16 protein-coding genes are annotated in these 17,970 nt (G+C 71.4%); 6 read left to right on the forward strand and 10 right to left on the reverse strand.

All coding sequences use genetic code 11. The features are described 5' to 3' along the window. Nucleotides 1-40 precede the first annotated feature (40 nt). Nucleotides 41-265, forward strand: a complete 225-nt coding sequence (locus tag QUY26_RS05435; RefSeq protein WP_030357088.1) for an MbtH family protein — start codon at nt 41-43, stop codon at nt 263-265. Nucleotides 266-533: 268 nt separating this feature from the next. On the opposite strand, the gene QUY26_RS05440 is transcribed toward QUY26_RS05435, so the two are convergent. Then, the gene (locus QUY26_RS05440; protein WP_289943969.1) at nt 534-1,844 is read right to left on the reverse strand and encodes a lysine N(6)-hydroxylase/L-ornithine N(5)-oxygenase family protein; all 1,311 of its coding nucleotides are present in this window, start codon (nt 1,842-1,844) and stop codon (nt 534-536) included. 394 nt (nt 1,845-2,238) lie between these two features. On the opposite strand from QUY26_RS05440, the gene QUY26_RS05445 reads away from it, so the two are divergent. Then, nucleotides 2,239-2,883, forward strand: coding sequence for an FMN-binding negative transcriptional regulator (locus QUY26_RS05445; RefSeq protein WP_289943970.1), 645 nt, complete (start codon nt 2,239-2,241; stop codon nt 2,881-2,883). A gap of 283 nt (nt 2,884-3,166) precedes the next feature. Here QUY26_RS05445 and QUY26_RS05450 read toward each other — a convergent pair whose 3' ends face one another. Continuing rightward, nucleotides 3,167-3,871 (reverse strand): LmbU family transcriptional regulator, encoded by a 705-nt coding sequence (locus QUY26_RS05450; protein ID WP_289943971.1) that lies wholly within the window; start codon nt 3,869-3,871, stop codon nt 3,167-3,169. A 1,382-nt stretch (nt 3,872-5,253) separates the two neighbouring features. Between QUY26_RS05450 and QUY26_RS05455 the strand changes: the two genes are divergently transcribed. Then, nucleotides 5,254-6,444: an IS701 family transposase gene (locus QUY26_RS05455; RefSeq protein ID WP_436840487.1), complete on the forward strand. Its 1,191-nt coding sequence runs from the start codon at nt 5,254-5,256 to the stop codon at nt 6,442-6,444. Between the two features lie 342 nt (nt 6,445-6,786). Here the strand turns inward: QUY26_RS05455 and QUY26_RS05460 are convergent, their stop codons facing one another. Then, complete coding sequence (locus QUY26_RS05460) at nt 6,787-7,350, reverse strand: hypothetical protein (RefSeq protein WP_289943973.1); 564 nt, start codon at nt 7,348-7,350, stop codon at nt 6,787-6,789. Between the two features lie 248 nt (nt 7,351-7,598). Here QUY26_RS05460 and QUY26_RS05465 point away from each other — a divergent pair, with 248 nt between their 5' ends. The 3 genes from QUY26_RS05465 to QUY26_RS05475 all read left to right on the forward strand — a co-directional run bounded on the left by QUY26_RS05465 (nt 7,599) and on the right by QUY26_RS05475 (nt 11,826). Then, nucleotides 7,599-8,024 (forward strand): nuclear transport factor 2 family protein, encoded by a 426-nt coding sequence (locus QUY26_RS05465; protein ID WP_289943974.1) that lies wholly within the window; start codon nt 7,599-7,601, stop codon nt 8,022-8,024. A 25-nt stretch (nt 8,025-8,049) separates the two neighbouring features. Then, nucleotides 8,050-8,373, forward strand: coding sequence for a nuclear transport factor 2 family protein (locus QUY26_RS05470; protein ID WP_289943975.1), 324 nt, complete (start codon nt 8,050-8,052; stop codon nt 8,371-8,373). Between the two features lie 174 nt (nt 8,374-8,547). After that, complete coding sequence (locus QUY26_RS05475; RefSeq protein ID WP_289943976.1) at nt 8,548-11,826, forward strand: AfsR/SARP family transcriptional regulator; 3,279 nt, start codon at nt 8,548-8,550, stop codon at nt 11,824-11,826. A gap of 85 nt (nt 11,827-11,911) precedes the next feature. On the opposite strand, the gene QUY26_RS05480 is transcribed toward QUY26_RS05475, so the two are convergent. The 7 genes from QUY26_RS05480 to QUY26_RS05510 all read right to left on the reverse strand — a co-directional run bounded on the left by QUY26_RS05480 (nt 11,912) and on the right by QUY26_RS05510 (nt 17,970). Further along, nucleotides 11,912-12,229, reverse strand: coding sequence for an AzlD domain-containing protein (locus tag QUY26_RS05480; RefSeq protein WP_289943977.1), 318 nt, complete (start codon nt 12,227-12,229; stop codon nt 11,912-11,914). Then, nucleotides 12,226-12,930: an AzlC family ABC transporter permease gene (locus tag QUY26_RS05485; RefSeq protein WP_289943978.1), complete on the reverse strand. Its 705-nt coding sequence runs from the start codon at nt 12,928-12,930 to the stop codon at nt 12,226-12,228. Before QUY26_RS05485 ends, QUY26_RS05480 begins: the two co-directional genes overlap by 4 nt. After that, on the reverse strand, nt 12,927-13,868 hold the full coding sequence (locus QUY26_RS05490; protein ID WP_289943979.1) for a branched-chain amino acid transaminase: 942 nt from the start codon (nt 13,866-13,868) through the stop codon (nt 12,927-12,929). The genes QUY26_RS05485 and QUY26_RS05490 overlap by 4 nt, the downstream gene beginning before the upstream one ends. Further along, nucleotides 13,865-14,314, reverse strand: a complete 450-nt coding sequence (locus QUY26_RS05495; RefSeq protein WP_289943980.1) for a nuclear transport factor 2 family protein — start codon at nt 14,312-14,314, stop codon at nt 13,865-13,867. Before QUY26_RS05495 ends, QUY26_RS05490 begins: the two co-directional genes overlap by 4 nt. Before the next feature lie 82 nt (nt 14,315-14,396). Next, on the reverse strand, nt 14,397-15,671 hold the full coding sequence (locus tag QUY26_RS05500; protein ID WP_289943981.1) for a DUF6421 family protein: 1,275 nt from the start codon (nt 15,669-15,671) through the stop codon (nt 14,397-14,399). Next, complete coding sequence (locus QUY26_RS05505) at nt 15,668-16,303, reverse strand: bacilysin biosynthesis protein BacA (protein WP_289943982.1); 636 nt, start codon at nt 16,301-16,303, stop codon at nt 15,668-15,670. Before QUY26_RS05505 ends, QUY26_RS05500 begins: the two co-directional genes overlap by 4 nt. A 335-nt stretch (nt 16,304-16,638) precedes the next feature. Continuing rightward, nucleotides 16,639-17,970, reverse strand: a complete 1,332-nt coding sequence (locus QUY26_RS05510) for a M1 family metallopeptidase (protein ID WP_289943983.1) — start codon at nt 17,968-17,970, stop codon at nt 16,639-16,641.

The following is a 17,970-nucleotide window of genomic DNA, read 5'->3' on the forward strand; positions in this document are numbered from 1 at the left end:
CGCCGGGAAGCCATCGTGTACGGCTTGAAATGGAGTGGACATGAGCAGCAACCCGTTCGACGACGCGGATGGCCAGTTCTACGTCTTGGTGAACGACGAGGAGCAGCACTCCCTGTGGCCGTCGTTCACCGAGGTCCCCGCCGGCTGGCGGGTGGTGTTCGGCGAGGCCGGCCGCCAGGAGTGCCTGGACTACGTGGAGCAGAACTGGACCGACCTGCGGCCCAAGAGCCTGCGCGACGCGATGGCCGCCGACCAGGCCGCGTAAGGCCGTGCGGCGGGCGCGCTCCTGAGCGACGCCGAGAAGCCGTAAGGGGCGGGCCCCGGTGCTTCCCAGCACCGGGGCCCGCCCCTTGCCGCGTGCGCGGCCCGCGCCGTTGCCGTGTGCGCGGCCCGCACCCACCGGCCTGTCACAGGTCACCGGGCCGGTCCTGTCACAGGTCACCGGGCCCGTCCTGTCACAGGTCACCGGGCCCGTCCGCGCATGCGAACGGCCCGTCGGTGGGGGCCGACGGGCCGTCCGGAACAGGGGTGGCTCAGACCTTCTCGCCGACGCCGCGTCGCTCGACGATCGAGTCGGCGATCTCGCCGCTGCGCACGGCGATGTTCGACAGCAGGGACGACGTCAGACCGTGCGTGTGCTCGGTGCCGCCCTGGAGGTAGATGCCACAGGACAGGTCGCCGGTGGTGACGACGCGGTAGTCGCGCTCCACCTGGTGGCGGCCCTCCTCGTCGCGCAGGCAGAAGCCGTCGAGGTCGCCGAGCAGGCGGGTGGCGTCCATCGTGGCGTAGCCGGTCGCGAAGACGAGCGCGTCGACGTCCATCTCCTGCTCGGTCTCACCGTCCAGGAGCGAGTGCAGGACGACACGGGTGTCGTTGCCGGAGCGCTTCACTTCCTTGACCCGGGTGAGGTTCAGGAAGTGCAGCCGCTGCGCGCCCGCGACCTCCTCCTCGTAGGAGCGGCGGAACAGCTCGCGGATCACGTCGTCGTCGACGACGGAGTAGTTGGTGTTCTTGTGGTACCGCCAGAACGCGTCCCGCGTCTTCTCGGTGCCGAAGTAGTAGTGGTCGACGGCGGTGGGGTCGAAGACCTGGTTGGCGAAGGGCGTGTCGTCCGCGACGGAGTAGCCGTAGCTGGGCAGGATCGCCGAGACCTGGGCGTGCGGCAGCATGTCGTGCAGGTACTTGGTGATCTCGGCGGCGCTCTGGCCCGCGCCGACGACCGCGACGCTGTTCAGCTCCTCGGGCTTCATCCGGGCGTACTTCGCGAGGAACTCCGAGCTGTGCCACACGCGCTCGTCGCGCTCCATGCCGTCGGGCATGCGCGGCACGAGGCCGGTGGAGACGGTGATGTTGCGGGCCTTCACCACGCGCGTGGTGCCGGCGGCGGTGTCACGGACGACGACCTCCAGGATCTGCTCGTCCGCGGAGGACTCCGCCGCCAGGCGCACCTCGGTGACCTCGGAGTTGTACGAGACGCGGTCGCGGAAGCTCGCCTCGGCCCACTCCAGGTACTGGTGGAACTCCTGGCGGGTGGGGAAGAAGTCCTGGTTGTTCACGAACTGGACCAGGCGGTTCGACTCGTGCAGGTAGGACACGAAGCTGTAGCGCGACAGCGGATTGCGGAAGGTCGCCAGGTCCTTCAGGAACGAAATCTGCATCGTCGCCTGCGGGAGCAGCATGTTGCGGTGCCAGCCGAAGGCGGCCTGCCGCTCGAAGAACGCAGCTGTGATCGGCTGCTGAGAGGAATTCGCCTCGTGTTCCTCCAGGGCGATGGCGAGGGACAGGTTGGACGGGCCGAACCCGATCCCAACGATGTCGTATATCTCGTTTTCACGCGTACCCATAGATATTCTCCCGCTGATGTAGCTTCGACTGGGACTTCCGCAGCTGCGACGACGGCATTGCGGTTGTCCAAGAGAGACCTTGGCCGGAAATGCTGCGGTCGGAAATGCTGCCAACTCTCGTCTGACGTGCGGCTGATGGTCTCGAACATCTCGACCGGTGGTCCGGGAGACACGCATTAAGTATTGCGCTGGAGAACACCGCCACGCCAACTTAGAGGGGCCGGACGGACCTTTCAAGAGGCCCCGGCCGCACCGTCTGCCGGGTACCGCTGTCCTGCCGACAGGACAGCCATGGCGGCTCGTCAGTAATTTGGGTTGTGCCTCTCAAAGCGCTGGTAGCGTCGGCGACTTGGCACCATACCGTGAGTGAGATTAGCGAAAGGGTGAACTCCGGATGTTCGTTCCCAGCCAGTACCGCCAGCCGGACAGTTCGTGGATGCTGGATCTGATCCGCGGCAATCCGTTGGCGCTCTTTGTGAGCAATGGCAGTCCCGAAGCGGGACCGTTCGCCACGCATCTGCCGGTGATTCAGGATCCGGAGTGGGACGGCGAATGGTCGGACGACCTCTCGGGCGGCCGGCTGCTCGGACACATGAACCGCGCGAACCCGCATTGGAAGGCGCTCGAGTCGGGCAGCGTGAATCTCCTGACGTTCACCGGACCGCACGGCTATGTGTCGCCGACGGTCTATCAGGTGACCCCGGCCGCGCCGACGTGGAACTTCACCTCCGTGCACGTCCACGGTGTCGTCGAGAAGATCGAGGGCATCGAGAACACCCTGGAGGTCGTGAAGTCCACCGTGCGCACCTACGAGGGCGCCTTCGGTGACGGCTGGGACATGTCGGAATCACTCGACTATTTCCGGAAGATCGTGCCCGCCGTCGGCGCTTTCCGCATCAAGGTGACGGGCGCCGAGGGCATGTTCAAGCTCAGCCAGGAGCAGCCGGACGAGGTCCAGGACCGCGTGCGGAACTCCTTCGGCGGCCGTGAGTGCACCCGCCACCAGGCGACGGCACAGCTCATGAGCAAGCTGCCGTAGCCCTTCCACGCCGCAGCCCTTCCACCCCGAAGAAGACTCCGCACGGCCGTTCCGCTGCCGCGGACCGTTCGACGGGCCCCCGCACCCTCTCGCTCACGGGACTCGGGGCCCGCCGTCCAGTCCGCGGCAGCGGCTCGGCGTATCCGCGCCGACACATGCCGACGCGCAGGAGCCCGCACCCCCTCTCCGGAGTGCGAGCCCTGCGCGTCGCGTATGCGTCCGCCGAGGTCAACTGCCCTGATCTCGGCGGACGTTGTCATCTCACGCCATGGCACCCGAGGGTTCAGGCGCTGATTCCGGCCTGCTCCCGCTGCTGTGCCGCCTCGTCCTCGACGAGCGCCCGCTCGGCGGCGTTGTCGAGCGTCGCGAGCACCCACTGCTCGAAGTCGATGCCGGACTGCTCCGCGGCCTTGTGCCACCACTGGAGCCTGCTGCCGGGGACGGCGAGCCGCCGCATCGTCTCGGGCGTCTGGGTTCCGTCGCGTGCCTCGTCCTCACGGGCGACGCGGATGGCGCTGCGCAGCTGCTTGGTCGTCCACTGCATCTGCTCGGCCCGGTCGAGCCACAGCTCCTGCTCGTCGATCGGCAGCGAGGCCAGCTCCGCGTGGTGCTGGAAGCTGAGCGCCGCGCGCCGGCGGCTGAAGTCGAAGCGCCGTGACACCCACGCGTAGTTGCGCAGGGTCTGGTACTGGAGTCCGGCGGCGCGAATGCCGCGCTGATAGCGGTCGGTGTAGTGGTCCTTGCCGTATACCAGCCAGTCCCCGAGCCACCAGGAAGAGGAGTTGACGATCCCGGAGAGCTGGCGTCCGGCCCGCTCCCAGTCCTCGAAGGTGAGACCGGCCGGCATCTGCAGACCCACCTTCGTCGTCAGCACCTGGCCACGACGCTCGTCCACTGCTGCTCTTCGCTGCCGCGGGACCGCGCTCGCGTTTCGGCGGAAGAGCACGACCTTCGAGTCCTCGAGGTCGCTGACCTGGTTCGTCATCATGCCTCCATGTGAAAGAACATCGAACGAACGCGGGCACAACGATCCGCGTCCGAACAGGAAAATGCCTTGCGGGTGTGGCAGCCGTGTCCTGACCCGGCACGGGTCGGAAGCCTTCGCGCAGCGCGAGGCACAGGCTGGCCAATCAATCACAGCCGATCGGCCGGATGAGGGCTCTCTCGAGCCGCTCGCCGAGTCGGGTCGTCAGAGTTCGGTCAACTCGTCGCTGGATCCGTCGGCGTGGCACGTGCGGGTACGCCGTCGGACCGCCCTCACCGCTCGAGGGGGCCGCCGGCGCAGAGCGCAGGCAGGTCCGGCCGTTCGGCGCATCCTTGAGGAGTGCGCGGAAGGCATTCAGTCGGCATGTGTGTGGATACGTACATCAACTACTCGCCCCGTTCAACTACTCGCCCCGTTCGCCTCGACCACGACCTCCGCGCCCTCGGGACGGCCGACGTGTCCCCCATCGGTTCCGATCCGGTTTCGCAGTGGTCTCTTCCAAAGGCCTACCCGAGTAGAACCCGACACCCGTTGGAGATTCAAGGAAGAGGCAGTCGCTCGTCGCGACTTTTCGAAGTCCGAACAAGATAGCCCAGCATCGCTATGCCTGTCCTCGTGTGACGCAGCTCTCTCGGGACTTGGGCAGCGGGGGCTATGCCGATCAACTCTCGCCACTGGCGGCAGGAATTGAGCCAAACCAGGGGGGAAGTGAAACAGTTGCAGACGAGAAGGGGACGTACGGAAGGCGGGGGTCCTTCGTTGAGTTGGCGAGCCGGATTCGGGGCAAACGGTGATGGTCCGTCACCATTGGCGCCTATTAGCTGAATCCCAGGGCCGCCAGCGAACTCTAGCATTTCCCATACGGACTCTTAACGCGAGTATGAGCCACGCTCCCGCCGATGTGGCCGAAGAACAACCCGTCGGACACGTCGCCGCGCGGCTATGCGGAGTTGGCCGCACCGGGACGAGGGCGGAGGTGCGCGCGGAGAGTCGCGGCGCGAGCGGAGGCGAGGACGAGCCGTGAGGGCGGCCCTCCGGATGCCCCCGGGACCGCCGCGGTGCGGCCCCCCGGAATGGCTCGCTCCAGGGAGCGAAAGCCCGGAAGCTGGAATTCCTGATCCTCTTCGCGGAATCAGTCTGCGAGTTGACGGCTAACCGGAGGGCGAACCGGAGAGGCGGAGTCCGCCTCCACGACCCTCGCGGATCCGGCGCGTGCACCAGGTTTGCTGCCGTGGTTGCCACATCAGTCACGCCCGCAGCAAGATGGTGCGACGCGCCCTCGGATCCTAGACTCGACGCTCGGCAGCTACCGCTCAGGGACGTCCGGGAGGGATCGCAGCATGGTTGTGCCCTGCGCATTGCCAACATCGACTCCGGCCAACGAGGTGCCCGAAACCCATCTCGCGTCACCTTTCGGCGACTTCACCGACCAGGTCTTCCAGAACCTGCGCCGTGCCGATCAGCGCAGGTGGGCGGGGGCCTATTTGGCGGGTCTTCTCATCACTCCCGGCAAGAAGTCCGTCCGCCGCCTCGCCGGAGCCGTCTCGGCCTCGCCCACCGCGGTGCAGTCCCTGCGCCAGTTCGTGAGCCTGAGCCCCTGGGACTGGGACCCCGTCATGGTGGAGCTCACCCGCTGGGCCGAGAGCCACGGCCCCGTCTCCACCTGGGCGATCGGCCGTGCGGTCCTGCCCAAGCGCGGCGACCGTTCCGTGGGCGTGCACCGCTACTTCGACCCGGCCTCCGGCCGCACCCTCAACTGCCAGCTGGGCCTCGGCGCCTTCCTCGGCATCGACGCCCTGCACGTCCCGGTCGACTGGCGGCTGCTGCTCCCGGCACCCTGGACCGAGGACGCCCAGCTGCGCCGACGCGCGCGCATACCGGACGACGTCGGCCACCGCCCGCTGTGGGCCCAGGCCCTTGACCTCGTCGACACCCTGGAGGCCCGCACCGCGCCCACGTCGGCGCCGGTCGTCGCCGACATGAGCGACGACCCCGACGTGGCCCTCTTCCTGCGCGGACTCAGCCAGCGCGCCCGGGACTTCGTGGTCGCCGTGCCCCAGCACCTGAAGGTCCTGCCCGTCGGCGACCGGACCCCCGGCGCCACGGAGCCGGTGAGCGCGCGCGGCCACGTCTCCTCGGGGAACACCGAATCCGTCCTCGTCACCGCGCCGGACGGCCACCGGCAGCACACCCGCGTCCACTCCGTGCTCGTACGGCTGCCCGGAGCCAGGCCGGGCGCGACGCCTGAATATCCCTATCGACTATTCACAGAAGTGCTACCGGAAAGTCGCCCGGGGTCCATGTGGCTGACCAGCCTCACACATCAGCGACTCGACAACGTTGCCTCACTCGCCACCCATCGGACCCGGACCACCACGGCGGTCGCCGGCATGGAACGCCACTTCGGCCTCCTCGACTTCGAGGGCCGTTCCTTTCCGGGCTGGTATCACCACATGACGCTGGTTTCCGCGGCCTACACGTATCAGCGACTCACGCACCGGCCCGTTCCGCGCCATCTGCCGTGCTGTCCGGCACCACTGCCCCGACCCAGTCGGCAACGGTTGCACTTGGTCTGAGGAGCACATCGGATTGACTCAAATTCAAGTGCTTCCGGCATATTCACAGAGGCCGTCGCGAAACTGATTCCCTTGTCCCGTAAGCGAATTGACGACATTGACCGCAAGTCAGCTTCAGCGTGACGCTTTCCACGGGGCGCGGCTCGCCTAGAATTGCTGCGCGGTACGAGGACGAGCGCTCATCCGGCGCCCGGCGCCGACGCGCTCTCGTACCGAGTGTCCGGCGTGCGCGCCGGAAGGGTGCGGCCCCGGAGACCGCCGGGGGAGGTCGGTCTCCAGGGCCGCGGGATCGGTACCGGCGTGCGGCAGCACGCCGGACCGAAGTCTGTGGCCGCGGTGCGGCTAGTTCACCCAGCCCGTGTAGCGCTGGGAGCTTCCCGATGCGGCGCGCGGCACGCGTCGCTCGCCGCGGCGGTCGCGCTCGTCGAACTCAAGCATCGCCGAGACCGCTCGAACCAGCCACGCGTTGACCGACAGCCGCTCGCGCCCCGCCGCCTCCTCGATCCGGGTCTTGAGGTGCTCGGGGGGTCGGAAGTTGATGCGGGAGGTCGCGCCTTCCTCTCCGTTCACCGTCACTGGCGCCAGTGACACCAGTGATGGCGCCACACCATTGCGCGGGTGGTCGAAGTCGTGGTCGACCTCGTCGCCGAACGGCTGGTCCTGCGGGGGTGGCGTCACGACGAACGTCGGGTCGAGCCCACGCAGGCGTATCTCGACCGAACCGGGGGCCAGGTCGCGGGTGATCTCGTCCGCGGCGGCCGACAGCGCGTCAAGAAGCGTCAGACGGACAGCGGAAGCCAGCGGCGTGACGAGGCGTTCGGCGAGTTCTCGCGTCTCCTCGTCGCCCGCCTCCACTGCGACCGAGAGCTCCTGGCGCAGGTTGTCGACGTACCGCGTGAGTTCCATGGCGCCATCGTCGCACCACTATGGCGCCACGCGCAAGCTTTCGAGGCATCACTCTCGCGACCTTTGGCGCCGCGTGCTGGCGCCGGGCCCGGACGGCTGTTTCCGGTCAGGCACCCGCCGCCCCGGCCCGCCGCGCCCCGGCGCCAACCCGTGGCGGGAATGAGGCGTGTGACTTACGCTCGCCGCCCCAGGCGCACCACACTGGTTCCGCATACCCAAGGGCCTGAGCGCGACGAGGAGTTGGTGAGATGTCCACGCAGTCCCCCGCGGCATCCGACCGGGCGACCAGGGAAGTGATCGACGCCTATCTGGCCCGGCTCGCGGAGCGGGACCTGGACGGCGCGGTGCGGCTGTTCTCCGAGTCGGCGGAGTGGGTCGCGCCGGGCTCGCCGGACGTGCCCTGGTCGGGGAACCGGACCGGGCGGGCGGGGGTGAAGGAGTTCTTCACCACCCTGCACGCGTATCTGCAGCCCGAGGAGTTCACCGTCACGCACATCGTCGTCGAGGGCGAGCAGGGCGTGATCCTCGGCCACCTGCGCGACACCGTCAAGGCCACCGGCGCCCCGCTGACCACGCCCTTCGCCGCCCATCTCACGGTGGTCGGCGGCGAGGTCACGCGCTACCACCTGTTCGAGGACACCTACGCACTGCACCGTGCCGCGACCGGCGGCTGACCGACCCGCGAGAGAGGCACGCCAGATGACCACCCCCGACCGCATGCCCTCCCATCCGGTGGTGAGCGCCTTCGTCGACGCGGTCAACGCCCAGGACCCCGCGGCGCTGTGGACCGTGCTCGCGCAGGACGCCACCGTGATCGACGTGGGAACCGAACGCGACCTCGGCGCGTGGGTGGAACGTGAGCTGTTCTCGTCCCACGCCCGGATGGACGTCGTGCAGGAGTCGCCCGACGGCCTGTCGGTCACGGCCCGCTTCCACAACGACATCTGGGGCGACATCGACACCGCCTGGGAGTTCACGGTGTCCGACGGCGTCATCCGGCGGTTCGTCGCAGGACCCGCCTGAGCAACCGGCCCGGCGGGAGACCGACCGGGCCGTCGAACCGAGCACGACCGGGCCGCCCCACGGATCCGTCACCGGTCGCCCGAACGGGCCGCGGGGCAGCGGGAAGCCGACCGAGCGCAGGGAAAGCGGGAAGCCGACCGAGCGCAGGGTAGCCGAGGGAAGAGGGGCCAAGGCGTGAGCCGCACCCCCGGGCCCGAGGTGGAGCAGGCACCGAAGGAGTCGGTGCGGATCCGCCTCCTTGGCCCGGTGAGCGTGGAGGTCCGGGGTCGTCATGTCGGCCTCGGGCCGCAGCAGCGCGCGCTCCTCGCGGTCCTCGCCCTCGCCCGCGGCCACCCCGTCAGCACCTCCCGGCTCGCCGAACTCCTGTGGGAGGGCGAGGTACCGGACGGCGCGGTGAGCGCCCTGCGCACCCACGTCCTGCATCTGCGCCGCATCCTGGAGCCGGGCCGGCGGGCCACCTCCGGGTTCGAGGTCCTGGTGAGCGCGGGGGCCCGCAGCAACACCAGCTACACCCTCCAGGTGTCGGACGAGCAGGTCGACGCCCTGCGCTTCGTCCACCTCACCGACCGGGCCCGCAAGGCCGCCGCGGACGGCGACGCCGACGCCGTGGTCACACTGCTCGACGAGGCCCTCGCCCTGTGGACGGGGCCCGCCCTGGAGGGCGTGAGCGACCGCAGCTTCGCGCTCGCCGAGGCCGAACGCCTCCAGGAGCTGCGGCTCGTGGCCCGCGAGGACCGGATCGACGCCCTGATCGAGCTGGGTCACTACGAGGCGTCGGTGGCCGAACTGACCACGCTCGTCAATGAGTTCCCGCTGCGCGAGCGGCTGCGCTGTCAGCTGATGCTGGCGCTGCACCGCTCCGGCCGGCAGGCGGACGCCCTCGCCTCGTACCGCGACTTCTACCACCTCCTCGACGCGGAAGTGGGCATCGAGCCGGGCCGCCCGCTGAAGGAACTCCACCAGCGCGTCCTCGCCGGCGACCCCGCCCTCGCCCCCGGCCCCGCCCCGCTCGCCCCCGCACCGCCCCCGGCCCGCCCTGTGCCGCGTCAACTCCCGCCCGACGTCGCCAGTTTCACCGGCCGCTCGGACTATCTGCGCCAGCTCGACGCGCTTCTCACCCAGCACGAGGCGGGCCCCGGGCAGACGCTGGTGATCTCCTCCGTGTCCGGCATGGCGGGAGTCGGCAAGACCACGCTCGCGCTGCACTGGATGCACCAGGTGGCCGACCGCTTCCCCGACGGACAGCTGTACGCGAATCTGCGCGGCCACTCCCAGGAGGGACCGACGTCGGCCGACGAGGCGCTGGGGCAGTTGCTGCGCGCGCTGGGCGTCGGCACGGGGCACCTGCCGGAGAGCACCGACGAGAAGGCGGCGCTGTACCGCTCGCTGCTCGCGGGGCGGCGCATGCTGATCCTGCTCGACGACGCGGCCGGGCTCGCACAGGTGCGTCCGCTGCTGCCCGGATCGCCGACCTGCTTCGTCGTCGTCACCAGCCGCAACGACCTGCGGGGCCTGACCGCGTTCCACGACGCCCACCGGGTGAGCCTGAGCGTCTTCGGCGAGGAGGAGGCCCTGGCCCTGCTCGCCCGCGTCATCGGGGCGGACCGGGTGCGGCACGAGCCGGAGGCCGCCGCCGAGGCCGTCCGGCTGTGCGGGCTGCTTCCGCTGGCCGTGCGGATCGTCGCGGCCCACCTGATCGGCGACCGGCATCCGCCGATCGAGGAGGTCGTGCGGCGGCTGCGCAGCGGCGACCGGCTGCGGGAGCTGACCCTCGACCAGGAGGAACACACCGGCGTACGCGCGGTCCTCGACCTGTCGTACCGGTCGCTGCCCGCCGCCGAGCAGGAGCTGCTGCGGCTGCTCGCCCTCGCCCCTGGCCCCGGCATCACCGCCCCGGCCGCCGCCGCCCTCGCCGGGACCAGCCTGCCCGCCACCGCCCGGCTCCTGGACCATCTGGTCGCCCGCAGCCTCCTGGAGAGCCACCAGCCGGGCCGCTTCCAACTCCACGCCCTGGTCGCCCTGTTCGCCCGGGAGCGGGCCGAGGAGCAGGACAGCCCCGCCGCCCGCGAGCGCGCCGTCGGCCGCCTGCTCACCTGGTACCTGGCCACCACCGAGCAGGCCGCCCACCTGCTGTACGGCACCTTCTACTCCTGGTACGCGGCCGACCCGCCGGAGCCCGACGGCTCCCCCACGGCGCCGCTGGCCTTCGCGGGCGCCAGCGAGGCGCTCGCCTGGCTCGACGACGAGCGGACCGCGCTGCTCGCCTGCACCCGGCACGCCGTCCGGTACGGGCCGCGGTCCTTCGCCTGGAAGTCGGCGCTCGCCCTGCACGGGCACCTGATGGAGCACGGGCGCCGCGCGGACTGGCTGCGGGCCGCGCACGCCGGACTGCGGGCTGCCGAGGCCGCGCACGACGACCACGCGCGGGCGGTGATGCACTGGAGCATGTGCTACGTGCTGTGGGAGCTGGCCCGGCACGACGAGGCGCTGTGGCACAGCGCCCACGCCGAGGCCCTGTTCGCGCGGTCCGGGCAGCCCGTGGAGACCGCGGGGGCGGTGCTCGGGCTCGCCGCCTCGCACCGCGAACGCGGCGCGCTCGACCAGGCGGCCCGCGACGCCGAGCGGGCCCTCGCCCTGTACGCCGACAGCGGGCAGCCCGCCGGGGAGGCGTGGGCGCTGTGCCTGCTCGGCTTCGTCCGCCTCGACCAGGGCCGGCTCACCGTCGCCCACCGGCACTTCAGCGCTGCCCGCACGCGCGCCGAGGCCTCGCAGGACCAGCACACGGTGATGCTGGCCCTTTGGGGGCTCGGCACCGTCGCGCACGCGCTCGGTTCGACGGAGGAGGCACAGCGCCTGCTCACCCGGGCTCTCGCCGCGGACGGCAGACTGCTGTTCACCTACGCGGCGGAGGGCGCGCTGAACGCCCTCGCGGTGGCGTGCCGGGACGCCGGGGATCCGCGGCTCGCCCTCAAGTACGCCGTCGACGCGCTCGGCGTCACGCACCGCACGCACCGGCGCCTGGTGGAGCCGGAGGCCCTCAGCACGATCGGCACGGTGCTGCTGCGCCTGGACGACGCGCCGGGCGCCCTCGACCACCACGGCCGTGCCCTGGAGGCGGCGCGCGCGGCGGGCTGCCGCCGGGCCGAGGCCGGTGCCCTCGTGGGCCTCGCGGCTGTGTACCGGCACCTGGGTGAGAACGGCGAGGCGCTGGCCTGCACCCGGCGGGCTCTCGCCGCGGCCCGCAAGGCGGGGCTGCGGCTCGCCGAGGCCGAGGCGCGGACCGAGCTGGCCCTGGTGCATCTGGCGCTCGGCCGGCACGCCCAGGCGGAACGCGCCGTCGAGCGGTCCCTGCGCAGCTACCGGGCCGCTGGGCACCGGCCGGGTGTCGCCCGCGCCCTGGAGGTGGCGGCCGTGGTGCGGCGCGCGGACCCGGGCCCTGAAGCCCACGTGTGAACCGGGTCGTTCGCGTGGAGCGCGGGCGCGGGGGCGCACGGCGTGCCGACCGTCGCTGTGTGGGCGAGGGTCCGGCGACAGGCGCTCAACTCAGCGCCCGTACCCCCGCCGTGACCGCGGCCGCCACCAGGATCACCAGCGGTACGGGGGCCTTGAGCCGCCAGGCCACCAGTGCCCCGGCGAAACCGGCGAGCCTGGCGTCGAAGGTCATGCCGTGCGCGCCCGCCGCGCCCACGAGCTGGGTGACGACGAGGACGGCGAGGAGCGCGGGCGTCAGGTACTCGACGAATCGCGGGAACCATCCGGGCAGTTCGCGGTCGCCCATCACCAGGGAGCCCGCGCCCTTGATGAGGAAGGTGGTCGCCACCAGGGCGCCCACGACGATCCACGGGTCGCTGCTCATCGGGACCTCCACGTCCACACGACGGCGATGACGCAGGCCACGGCGATGGCGGTGTCGGGCACGGCGACGGCGGTGAGGACCGCGGCACAGAGAGCGGCGGTGGCGGCCGCCGTCCGTTTGGACGCGGTGCCCAGGTGCGGGGCGAGCAGCAGGAAGAACAGGACGGGCGAGACGGCGTCCAGGCCGTAGGTGAGGATGTCCACGGCCTTGAACGGGCCGATCGCGCCCACCAGGGTGCCGAGGACCCAGCCGAGCCACAGGACCACCCCGGAGGACAGCAGCCGCACCCGGTCGAAGCGCCCGTCGGCGTCGCTGGCGATGGCCCAGGACTCCTCGATGACGAGCTGCGACTCGACCGCGCGGCGGGCCCTGCCACCGCGCAGAGCGGGCAGGATGGCGAAGCCCATCACCAGGTAGCGCAGGTTCAGCAGGGTCCCGGCGACGGCCGCCGCGGCCCAGCCGCCGCCGTTGACGATCACCGAGACGGCGGCGAACTGCGAGGAGCCGACGAAGACCAGGCCGGACATGGAGGTCGCGGCGAGCGCGCTGAAGCCCGCGCCCCTGGCGAGGACGCCGAAGGAGATCCCGAAGGCGAAGATCGCGACGGTGAACGGCACGGCGGCCCTGGCCCCCGTGGCCCAGGCCCCGCGCCGCCCGTCCGCCGGGACCTGCCGGGCGGGCCCGGCCCCGCCGTCGGTCATCCGCGCTCGCTCACCGCGGGGGCGGTCCTCGCGGGCGCCAGGACCGCCTCCTGCCCGCGCACGATCCGTCCGTACGCCGCCGCGAGCGCGGCCCCGACCGCGCCGAGGGGGAACCGCAGGGCGTCGACGGCGGTGACGGGCTGTACCTCGTAGGCCGTGCCGGTGAGGAACACCTCGCTGGCGCGGGTCAGTTCGGACGGGTGCAGGTGGCGTTCGACGACGGAAAGGCCCCGGTCGCGGGCGATGTCGATGACGGTACGGCGGGTGATGCCGTCCAGGACGCACTCCGGGGGCGGGGTGTGCAGCTCCCCCGCGATCACCAGGAACAGGTTGGCGCCGGTGGCCTCGGCGAGGCGGCCGCGGTGGTCCAGGAGCAGCGCGTCGTCGTGGCCCGCCGCCTCGGCCTCCTGTCCGGCGAGCGCGCCGAGGGCGTAGAGGGCGGCGGTCTTGGCGCTGACGGGCGCGGTGTCGGGGGCGGGGCGGCGCCAGCGCGAGGTGCGCAGGCGGATGCCGCGGGGCCCTTCGGTGAAGATCCGCGGCCAGGGCCAGGCGGCGATGGCGACGTGCACGCGGCTGTCCGGCGCGACCAGGCGCAGGGTGTCGCTGCCGCGCCAGGCGACCGGGCGTACGTAGCCGTCGGTGAGGCCCGCGACGGCGACGGTCTCGGCCGTGGCGGCGGCGAGGTCCGGGACGGACCAGGGCAGTTCGAAGCCCATCGTGCGGGCCGACGCGGCGAGCCGGGCGGTGTGCTCGTGGAGCTTGAAGACGCGCCCGTCGTAGGCCCGTTCGCCCTCGAAGACGCTGCCGCCGTAGTGCAGCCCGTGGCTGAGCACGTGCAGCCTGGCCTCGCGCCAGGGCACGAAGTCCCCGTCGTACCAGATGACGCCGTCCCGTTCGTCGAGGGGCGGCGCGGCGGGTGCGGGGGCGGCCCGGGTCATGTGGCGAAGCCCCGCTCGGCGTAGGGGAAGCCTTCGAGTTCGTTGACGGGGACGGTGTCGTCGCGGCGCGACGCGTAGTAGATGCGGACCTCGTCGATGAGTCCGGCGTCGTCGAAGCGGTAGACCTCGGCGCCGCGCAGGACCTTGCCCAGGCGGGGCTTGAAGGCGGTCCACTCGCAGACGGCGGTGCGGGTCTGCTCGTCGGCGTACACGGCGTCGACGGCCCAGTGGGAGTCGTTGGCCCGCACGTCGGCGCCCCAGCGCTCCACGATGGGGTCGATGCCGGGGACGGGTCCGGACATGCCGTGGGCGAGGTAGTGCACGACCCGCTCGGACACGCACTGGGCGAACAGGTCCCGGTCGACCTTGTTGCACGCCTCGAAGTACTGTCGTACAGCGGCTTCCATCGCGGCCCGGTCCAACGTGGCACGCTCAGGGCTTCCCATGGCTGCTCGCCCTCTCGTCAGTGGTCATCGGTGTTCCCGCGGGTGCGTGCGGGTGCATGAGGGCACACCCGCCGCGCCCCGCTCACAGCTCCGCCGGCGCGAACCGCAGCGGCGGCAAGGACGTGAGGTGCTCCCGTGCCCGCAGCAGCGCCCGCTGGTCGCCGGTGAAGGCGTAGCGGTCGCCGTCCGCGCCGGTGGGCAGCAGGGTGCGTACGAGTTCCTTGGCCGCCGCGCGGTACTCCGCCGGTGTGCCGACGGACGCTTCCATACCCTCGACCGCGTCGATCAACTCCCGCAGCCCCATGAGGGCCCGGTCGAGGTCCAGGCGCAGCCGCCCGTCGCGGTCGGCGGTCAGGGCGCGGCGGGCGCGCAGCCAGGAGTAGAGGAACACACCGGTGCCCGCGTCGAAGTTGCGGACGGCGTGCGCGTCGAGCGGGTACCGGAACACGCGCTCGAGCAGGACCATGGCGACCTGCTCGTCGGCGTAGGGGACGGCGGGGTCCGTGTGGCAGGCGAGGACGGTCTTCGCGTCGACCTTCAGCTCTTCGAGGAGGCCGATGAACCAGTTCGTCTTGAGTTTCACGTGCCGGTCGAGGGGCCACCGGCCCTGGTGGTGGAAGTAGTCGTGGAGATATCCCCACACGGAGCGGGCCTGGTAACACACGTCGGGGTCGAGTCCGGCCGAGTCCTGGGGCACGGATTCGGCGGTGAGCACGGACTGTGCGGACGGCAGGGCGAACGTCTCGTGAATCCGGCGGAATTTGTTGAAGAAGAAGATCGCGTAATTCTGTTCGGTGACGCGGTCGTGGGCGGCGACATTCTCGGGGAAGAAGACGATGCAGTTGCCCTGGGAGAACCCCGCGCTGCCCGCGAGCAGGACGGTGGCCTGGCAGTTGTTCTTGGGGTGCGGATAGTGGACGGCGAGTTCGGCCAGCGCGTCCGGTTCCTTGCGGCGGACGAGGAAGAACTCCAGGCGCCGGCCCACCGGCGGCGCGCTGTTGGTGGTCTGGACGGGGGCGAGGAACGCCGCCCAGTCGCCGTCGGCGGGGGCGGTGAGGGCGTCACGGCTGCGGGCGAAGTGCGGCGGCGTGTCCAGGCCCGCGGCCAGCCAGTCGTCGACGTCGGCGGCGAGCGCGTCGGCCTGGGCCGTGCGGCCGTGCCCGGCGAACCAGGCGGTGGCCTCGTCCTTGACGGCGAGCAGGCGGCGGCGGTCGTCGTCGTCCGGGGCGGGGACGGTGCCGTCGTCGCGCTGGCGGGTGCGGAAGTCGTCGATGCGGGGCAGCAGGCCGTGGCCGAGGCGGGTGGCCTCGTCGAGCAGGTCGTCCTGGAGGCGGTGGGCGGCCCGCGCGGCGCTCATCGGCCGGACTCCCGCACGGGGTGGGCCGGTTCCCGCACGGCGTGGGCCGGTCCCCCCGCGTGCGGTTCGGGTTCCCGCACGTGGTGGACGGTGAAGACCATCGGCACCTCACCGAAGCTGCGCACGACCCGCAGGCCGTGGGCCCGCGCGGCGACGACGGTGGTGACGCACGCGTCGGCGCGGCCCGCGGCGCAGTCGATGGCGGCCTGGGCGTTGCTGGTCACCAGGCGGCGTGCGCGGCGGTCGGGGACGAGCCCGGCCGGGGCGGGGTGGGTGGCCACGGTGCGGGGCTCGGCGCGGGCTCCGGGCGGGGCGGCGAGCACCATCTCGTGGGTGGGCCACAGGAAGCAGTCGACCATGCGGCAGGTGCGCAGGTTGCCGAAGACGAGGGTGTGCAGTTCGGGGTAGACGGCGCAGGCGAGCAGCGCGTGTTCGCCGTTCCTCGGCACGCTCTCCATGGCCTCTTCGAGGCAGGTGTGCAGGACGACCTGTCCGTCGTCGGCGCGCCCGTGGCGCCGGAGCCACAGGTGGGCGGCGGACTCCAGGTTGGTTCCCGTGGGGCCGAGGGTGTGCAGGTACCGGATCTCGTCGATCGCCGACGACGGCGCCCACGGCGGAGAAGCAACGCTCAATTGTTCCCCCGTCATCATTTCCACTCCCTCTGGAATTTCTCCCGAAATTCTCCGGTCGTGCTGGGGCGACACTTCTCGGGGCGTACTGGGACAACGCCCGGAACGTACGCCACCGGTTCAGGTGCGCGTCGGCGATCCTAGGCGTCCGCACCCCGCTCCGGCCAGGGCGTCCAGGGCCCGCGGAGCCGTTTTCCGTACTCTGGCCAATTCGGCCCGCCCGGCGTTCCTGAATTCCACCGACAAATCACATCGGGCCGGGCGAAAGAGCGTCGTTTTCATCGCCCCGCCCGTGATGTGGCCAGCCGTATTACGTCACGGCGACCGCAATGCGCCGCTCAGGCGGCAGCAGTGGGCAGCGACGGCAGCCGGGTGTCGTACAGCCAGGCCTGGAACAGCTCGTCCACCGGGCCGTCCGCGTACCGCTCGACGTGGGCGGTGAACGTCTGCGTGGTGACCACGCCGTGCCGGTGGACCCTGGTCCACTCGCGCAGCATCCGGAAGAACGCGTCGTCGCCGAGCGCGCAGCGCACCGCGTGCACGGCGAGGCCGCCGCGTTCGTAGAGCCGGTCGTCGAACATCAGCTTGCGGCCGGGGTCGGCCAGCTTGAGGTCCTGCGGCTGCGCGGCGAGCAACCGGTGGGCGACGGCGGCGAGTTCCGGGGCGGTGCGGGCGCCCGAGCGCTCCGACCAGAGCCATTCCGCGTACTTGGCGAGGCCCTCGTTGAGCCAGATGTGCCGCCAGTCGGCGATGGTGACGCTGTTGCCGAACCACTGGTGGGCGAGCTCGTGCGCCACCAGGCGCTCCGCGCTGCGGGCACCGTCCACGTGGTTGACGCCGAACAGCGACAGGCCCTGGGCCTCGACGGGCACGTCCAGTTCCTCGTCGGCCACGACGACGCCGTACTCGGCGAAGGGGTAGGGCCCGAAGAGCTCCTCGAACAGCGCCATCATCTGCGGCTGGCGCGCGAAGTCCCGGGAGAACTCGGCGAGGAGGTGCGCGGGGAAGTGCCCGGTCTGCGGCACCCCGCTGAGCCCGGGGTCGCCGAGGATCGCCGTCTGGTACTTGCCGACGGACAGGCCGACCAGATAGCTGGGCGTGGGCGCGGGCTGTTCGTAGAGCCAGGTGGTGGTGGAGGCCTTGGTGGTGCGGGTGAGGAGGCGGCCGCCGATCACCACCTGGTACGCCGAGGGCGTCGTGATCGAGATCTGGTACGCGGCCTTGTCGGCGGGCCGGTCGTTGCACGGGTACCAGGACGGCGCCCCGACGGGCTGGCTCGCGACCAGCGCGCCGTCGGTCAGCTCCTCCCAGCCGAGCCCGCCCCAGGGGCTGTTGACCGGCTTGGGGTTGCCCGAGTAGTGCACGTCGACGGTGAAGGCGGACCCGGCGGGCAGGGCCTTCGCGGGGCGCACCCGCAGCTTGCCGCCCCGGTGCGAGTAGTGCGCGGCCCGGCCGTCGACACGGACGCGGCCGATGCGGAAGTCGGCGAGGTTCAGCTGGAACTCGGTCAGCGGTGCCCGGCCCGTTATGGCGCTGAGCCGGGCCGCGCCCGCGAGCCGGTTCGGCGCGGGCCGGTAGTCGAGTTCCAGCTCGTAGCGGTGCACCCGGTAGCGGGAGTCACCGTTGTCCGGGAAGTAGGGGTCCGGTGCTGTCTTCGGCTGCCCGCTCAA

Origin of the sequence: Streptomyces flavofungini (genome assembly GCF_030388665.1) — a bacterium.
Classification (GTDB): domain Bacteria; phylum Actinomycetota; class Actinomycetes; order Streptomycetales; family Streptomycetaceae; genus Streptomyces; species Streptomyces flavofungini_A.

Excerpts from the sequence above, each read along its gene's own strand:
- QUY26_RS05435 (WP_030357088.1), top strand. The coding sequence starts at position 41 with ATGAGCAGCAACCCGTTCGACGACGCGGATGGCCAGTTCTACGTCTTG.
- QUY26_RS05440 (WP_289943969.1), bottom strand. The coding sequence starts at position 1,844 with ATGGGTACGCGTGAAAACGAGATATACGACATCGTTGGGATCGGGTTC.
- QUY26_RS05445 (WP_289943970.1), top strand. The coding sequence starts at position 2,239 with ATGTTCGTTCCCAGCCAGTACCGCCAGCCGGACAGTTCGTGGATGCTG.
- QUY26_RS05450 (WP_289943971.1), bottom strand. The coding sequence starts at position 3,871 with ATGATGACGAACCAGGTCAGCGACCTCGAGGACTCGAAGGTCGTGCTC.
- QUY26_RS05460 (WP_289943973.1), bottom strand. The coding sequence starts at position 7,350 with ATGGAACTCACGCGGTACGTCGACAACCTGCGCCAGGAGCTCTCGGTC.
- QUY26_RS05465 (WP_289943974.1), top strand. The coding sequence starts at position 7,599 with ATGTCCACGCAGTCCCCCGCGGCATCCGACCGGGCGACCAGGGAAGTG.
- QUY26_RS05470 (WP_289943975.1), top strand. The coding sequence starts at position 8,050 with ATGACCACCCCCGACCGCATGCCCTCCCATCCGGTGGTGAGCGCCTTC.
- QUY26_RS05480 (WP_289943977.1), bottom strand. The coding sequence starts at position 12,229 with ATGAGCAGCGACCCGTGGATCGTCGTGGGCGCCCTGGTGGCGACCACC.
- QUY26_RS05485 (WP_289943978.1), bottom strand. The coding sequence starts at position 12,930 with ATGACCGACGGCGGGGCCGGGCCCGCCCGGCAGGTCCCGGCGGACGGG.
- QUY26_RS05490 (WP_289943979.1), bottom strand. The coding sequence starts at position 13,868 with ATGACCCGGGCCGCCCCCGCACCCGCCGCGCCGCCCCTCGACGAACGG.
- QUY26_RS05495 (WP_289943980.1), bottom strand. The coding sequence starts at position 14,314 with ATGGGAAGCCCTGAGCGTGCCACGTTGGACCGGGCCGCGATGGAAGCC.
- QUY26_RS05500 (WP_289943981.1), bottom strand. The coding sequence starts at position 15,671 with ATGAGCGCCGCGCGGGCCGCCCACCGCCTCCAGGACGACCTGCTCGAC.